Origin of the sequence: Winogradskyella sp. UBA3174, assembly GCF_002364335.1 — a bacterium.
Lineage (GTDB): Bacteria > Bacteroidota > Bacteroidia > Flavobacteriales > Flavobacteriaceae > Winogradskyella.
Genome location: NZ_DEXW01000062.1, coordinates 13818 through 18868, shown reverse-complemented (window position 1 = coordinate 18868; position 5051 = coordinate 13818). Strand labels below are relative to the sequence as shown.

Below are 5051 nucleotides of genomic sequence, written 5' to 3'. Positions count from 1 at the left end.
GTAAGTCGGCAGTGACCAAGCAATTAATTATACACGGTGTTGCCAGTAGTTATTTTATCAGTTTCATTACTTTTTCCAATAAAGGTGCAAGTCCGTTTTCTGTTATTGTGTCGTTATTCCAAAAGCTCAAAACGCAACTAACATAATTACCTCTTACTTCAGTCGCAACATAGTAAATAGTTAATGTTTTTCCTCCAGACATACTTGCCAAAACAGAAGTCATTCCTGTAAAGTCATAAATTACTTTTTTGGCTTTAGTTTCTGTTCCCTCAAATTCTATATCAACTGTTTCTTCCGAAATTACTTTTCCGCTTTTTCTTGATTCCGTTATCGCAAACTGTTGCTCAACTGTATTTTTTGCATCTTCTAAATCTTTATGAACTGACCAATTCATTTCTCCATAATATGGACATTGAACTGTATTTACGTTTGTCCAATTACAACTCGTACCCAATTTGATTTTCCTGCCAGCAAAATTGATACTATCAATTGTCATTGAAGCATAATTTTCCTTTGGTATCGTATTTTCAATTATTGGTTTTATGATTGTTTGTTCAAATTCTTTATCTCTTTTATTAATAGAACTGAATTGAATAATTGTGATTCGTTTCTCTTGATTTTCTATGAAATAATATGAGTTGTTTTGAACTAAATTCTCGGTAATTTCTTTGTCATTGGTGACGTAATAATTATTAAAAGGTAATTGTTGGTCTGTTGTTTTCAGTTCGTCTTTTTTGATAGAATATTTACGATAAACTTTTTTTAAACCTTTTTCAGTAAAAGGATAGTTAAATGTTTCGCTGGTTATAGTGTATCCATCGATATTATAAAAAGTCAATCCATTATTACTGATTGCTTGTAACCTGTTAAAAATATTGTCGTTTTGAGCAAATGAAATTGCAAATACAAAAAACAATAAATTAGAAAATATTTTCTTCATAATTTATTCGGCAATTAAGAATGTGTAGATTAATCTTCCTTTGCTATCAATCCCTTTTCTCCAATTTTCAGCTTTATTTGGATCAAATGTTTTAACGTTATCATTTGGGAATATCTTAAATTCAAGAAACCACTTTTGTGGTTCTGCATCTTTTTTGAAATCCACTTGTCTTGCTAGAATACTATCTTTTGGTTGAACAGAAAAATTCCTTGTTAATGGACCTCTTGACATTGGAAAGACTACAACTGTTGAACTGAAATTTATAGTTTCGTTCGAGTTGTTTTTTACGTAAAATGTTGTTGTAGGATGGCTTGCAGAGCCTAATGCTCCACAAGAGGTAATTAGAATACTTGATATTATAATTATTAGTGCTTTTTTCATTCAGTGTTCTGTTTTTTTAATTAATGGCAACGGTATTGTGTATGAAACGTAGCGTCTAAAAAGAGACTAACTTTTCGGATTATACACGAGCCGAATTTTTAATTTTTATGTTTACTTTTTCTTTTTTAAATATAACCAAATTAAAAATTTGGCGGACTTAGTAAATATACAAAAACCTCTCGAAAAGCCTATATTAGCTATGTTTTATACACGTTGTTAGCCACTGGCATTTATTACTATTCTTCTTCTTCAGTTAATTCAATTGTGTATTTATCGATTGCTGATTTATACATTAAATTCACACTGTCTTGAAACCTAGTTTTATTACTTAAAAGTTCGGTGAATTTCCCATAAATATTCTTGTAAATTATATTATGAGCAGGATTTTGAAGAAGCTCATCTTTGTATTCATCCATTTCGAATTCTTCTGTTGTCGCTTTTTCCAATAATATTAGCAAATCATCTTTACTAATTTGGTCTAATTCAGTCCATTCTTCGGTTGTCCCTTCAACTCTATAATGTCCTTTATTATTGTCAATTTTTAAGTATGTCATATGCTTGTTCTTTTCTTTCGTTATATGCATCGAGACCTGCCTCTAAACAGCTAAGTAAAGTTTTATAATTTTCAATTTTGTTTCCATCTGGACTTACCAATTCTTTATCAGATGGGTAACCTGTATAAATGCGATAAATAAATTCACCATCTTCTATGTTTTTTTGGGTTATCGCTAAAAAGTTTGGTTTTATCGAAGCGCCAACTGTGCTATTGTGAGTTACAACAACTACTGGCATCAATGTGGAAATATGCTTAATTATTGAGTTAATTTCCTTATTAAGAAAATTGTTGTCAAAAGAAGATTCTGGTTCATCTATTAGCAATAAATCATATTTTGTAGCGTCTTGAATTTCGTGAATTAGATTAAATTCAGAACGTTCTCCTCCAGAAACTATAAAACCATCTTTATTCAAGGTAACTGATTCAATTTTGATGAAAAAATTAAATAAACTAGCATCTTCAACACCTAATTCTTTAAGTTTTAGTAAATATTGATAAGCCGTTACATTATAATGACTAAAAGCAGTACTATAAGTTTTTTTATCTCTACCAATTTTTTGAAGGTCTGCAGCTCCATCAATTTTGTTTGTTGAAGTTACAACTGAGAATTTGCCTAACTCTTCTCTATGTATATTTCTGCTTATTTTGAGTTCGGATGTTACAGTATTGAATTTGTTTACTTTCACTTCATCCAAAGCTATCTTGTAAAAATCTAAATCCTCAATTACCGAACCAGTAGTTTTAATTCTTAATTCTCTTGTAATATCACTCGTCAAAGAATTAACCCAATTTTTTTTATTATTGTCAACATTCGAATCAAAAGCCTTTTGATTTAGTTCAATTGCTAAACTTTTTAATTTTTTAGTTTCTAAATGTTTTTGAATAATATCTTGGTATTCGTTATTTTTAATTAAGGTCTCAACCGCTTTTATAACTTTGTCTAAATTGCTTAAGTCATTGATTATAAAGGCGTTTTCGCTGAATATTACACATTTAGAATATAAGTCTTTTTTCTCATTTTCGGATGCGAATATTTTTAGTGAATCAAGATAATTCTCAATTTCTATATGATTTTGTTCTAAGTCTACTTGAACAATTTTTTCAACTACTTTTCTAAATTCCCCTAAAAAATTATGACGAACTAAACTAAGTCTAGCATTATTAGTTTCGTTGAATTGTTGTTCATCATTATGCAATAATGAAAACTGTTTAATATATTTTGCATTTCCTGACGAAGCAGATATTTTATTTAGTGTTACAGATTTACCAGACGACCTTTCTCCCAATATAATTGTTAAACCTGTTGATAAGACGAGTCCATCGTCAGTTGCTTGAAAAAAATCATTTCCACTTTCTTTGGTCAATGATATTTTACTTCTATCAAATAAACAAGATTTTATTCCTGAAAGTGATATGTCATTTAAGTCAATATATGTTTGGCGTGATGGGAAATTAGTTAGCTGAACCTTAAAACGAACATCACTGAATATGACTGGAACTAAGCCATCGTCATCTTTTAATGCACGTTTAAATTTAGAGACACTTGCAACTTCTCCAGAAGTAATATGAGGCTTTAAAAAATCAATTGTTTCTTGTTTGATATTTGGTTTCTTATCGGTATGTGGTATTAGGATATATTTTGATAAATCTAGGAAAATTTCGTTGAATTGTTCGATTGATAAAGTGTCTTCATTTGTTCGAATGATACTAGAAACTCTATTACACCTTAGTTCAAAATCAGAAATTTCAAAATCATCTGTGTCGGTAATTAAGAGAATATGACCACCTTCTAAGTCAATTTCTATTCCTGGAAAAACTGTAATTGATAAGCTATTCCGAATTTCGAAATACTGCTTTGAATCAAACGTATTATGATTGGTTATTGCAATAGCATCAAGTTCTAACCTTTCCACATATTCCTTGACTTTTGGTAAGCTAAATTCAAAGTCGCTATCGCTTACAGTTGGTATTGTATGTGTATGAAGGTCAATCTTTTTCATCAATGTTTCTCTTGCTTGTTGCCAACATTTAAATATAGTCATTAACTATATCCACGTTATAACTGTAGTAACAAATCTAGCGTTAAAATGAGTCTTATCTATACGTATAATCACGTATATTTTAGTTAATTAAACCTATACTGTGCTATTGTATGCGGTTATTTTATATTACCTAGTATGGCTTTAAAATGAAAGCGCATTGTAGGTTAAAAGAAGGGAAATTACAGTATTTTAGAAGCGTTTTGTTATGGTTTACCGTAATGGCTTAAATATTGTTCATTATTAGGGTTTACTTTAATGTTTTAGAACGTTGTTGTGTCTGTTAGTTGCGTGGTAAAGTAAACAAATCTCAGATAGAAAGTGTGCGAGGACTTATGTAAGTAGGCTATGACTAGCAATAAATTATACCCATTTTTGTGCCTATTTTTTATTTGAAGAATTAATCTTTATTGACAAAAAATGATTGTCGAAATCTGAGACTAGCAGGTTCTGCGAACACTACCAGCAAGATTTAAGAAAGCTTTGTCTATATTCACTATTAGTGTGTTACACAACTGTCATATAACTGTCATATCAGCGTCTCATTGCTTTCAATAGTAAAGAAAAGGTAATACTTATCTTTGTTCAATAATTAATATTAAATACATAGAAAAATTATGAATCCTGATACAATTAATTTAAGAGATACTAAAAAAATGAGATTGGAGCGTCATTGGTCACAAGATCAATTGGCCGAAATGAGTGGATTAAGTATAAGAACTATTCAGAGAATTGAAAATGGAGAGAATGCAGGTTTAGAATCTTTGAAATCTTTAGCAGCAGTTTTTGAAATCAATATTACGGATTCAGATAAGACACAGGAAATGGAACAGATCAGAAAAGAAGAAGAGTACCTTCAAAATGTTAAGGGGTTTTATAAACTTCTTGCAATTGCAATTCTAAGTTTGTTAGCTCCATTTATTATGGCAGTTAATGATTCATCTAATTGGAGTGTTTTTTTATGGATACTGCTTTCTTGGGGAGTAATATTGGGAATCTATTCTCTTAATGTTTTTGACTTCTTTGGAGAAGAATGGAAAAGAAAAATGATTGATAAGAAATTCAAAAAGAAGTAAGGATTTTTTAAATAGACACAACGTGATGTGTATGGGTAGTTGCGTGGTTAAGCAACTAA

The 5051-nt window shown here is 30.0% G+C and carries 5 protein-coding genes; 1 reads left to right on the top strand and 4 read right to left on the bottom strand.

Annotation, left to right across the window (positions count from 1 at the left end; genetic code table 11):
• Positions 1–49: 49 nt before the first annotated feature.
• The 4 genes from B2U95_RS11590 to B2U95_RS11575 all read right to left on the bottom strand — a co-directional run bounded on the left by B2U95_RS11590 (position 50) and on the right by B2U95_RS11575 (position 3919).
• Complete coding sequence (locus B2U95_RS11590) at positions 50–940, bottom strand: hypothetical protein (protein WP_296316638.1); 891 nt, start codon at positions 938–940, stop codon at positions 50–52.
• A 3-nt stretch (positions 941–943) separates the two neighbouring features.
• Positions 944–1321, bottom strand: a complete 378-nt coding sequence (locus B2U95_RS11585; RefSeq protein WP_296316636.1) for a hypothetical protein — start codon at positions 1319–1321, stop codon at positions 944–946.
• 236 nt (positions 1322–1557) lie between these two features.
• The gene (locus B2U95_RS11580) at positions 1558–1875 is read right to left on the bottom strand and encodes a hypothetical protein (protein ID WP_296316633.1); all 318 of its coding nucleotides are present in this window, start codon (positions 1873–1875) and stop codon (positions 1558–1560) included.
• On the bottom strand, positions 1856–3919 hold the full coding sequence (locus tag B2U95_RS11575; protein WP_296316631.1) for a PHP domain-containing protein: 2064 nt from the start codon (positions 3917–3919) through the stop codon (positions 1856–1858). The genes B2U95_RS11580 and B2U95_RS11575 overlap by 20 nt, the downstream gene beginning before the upstream one ends.
• A gap of 614 nt (positions 3920–4533) precedes the next feature.
• Between B2U95_RS11575 and B2U95_RS11570 the strand changes: the two genes are divergently transcribed.
• A complete protein-coding gene (locus B2U95_RS11570; protein WP_296316629.1) occupies positions 4534–4992 on the top strand; it encodes a helix-turn-helix domain-containing protein in 459 nt (152 codons plus the stop codon).
• Positions 4993–5051: the final 59 nt, after the last annotated feature.

Coding starts and splice junctions, on each gene's coding strand:
- B2U95_RS11590 (WP_296316638.1), bottom strand. CDS start 940: ATGAAGAAAATATTTTCTAATTTATTGTTTTTTGTATTTGCAATTTCA.
- B2U95_RS11585 (WP_296316636.1), bottom strand. CDS start 1,321: ATGAAAAAAGCACTAATAATTATAATATCAAGTATTCTAATTACCTCT.
- B2U95_RS11580 (WP_296316633.1), bottom strand. CDS start 1,875: ATGACATACTTAAAAATTGACAATAATAAAGGACATTATAGAGTTGAA.
- B2U95_RS11575 (WP_296316631.1), bottom strand. CDS start 3,919: ATGACTATATTTAAATGTTGGCAACAAGCAAGAGAAACATTGATGAAA.
- B2U95_RS11570 (WP_296316629.1), top strand. CDS start 4,534: ATGAATCCTGATACAATTAATTTAAGAGATACTAAAAAAATGAGATTG.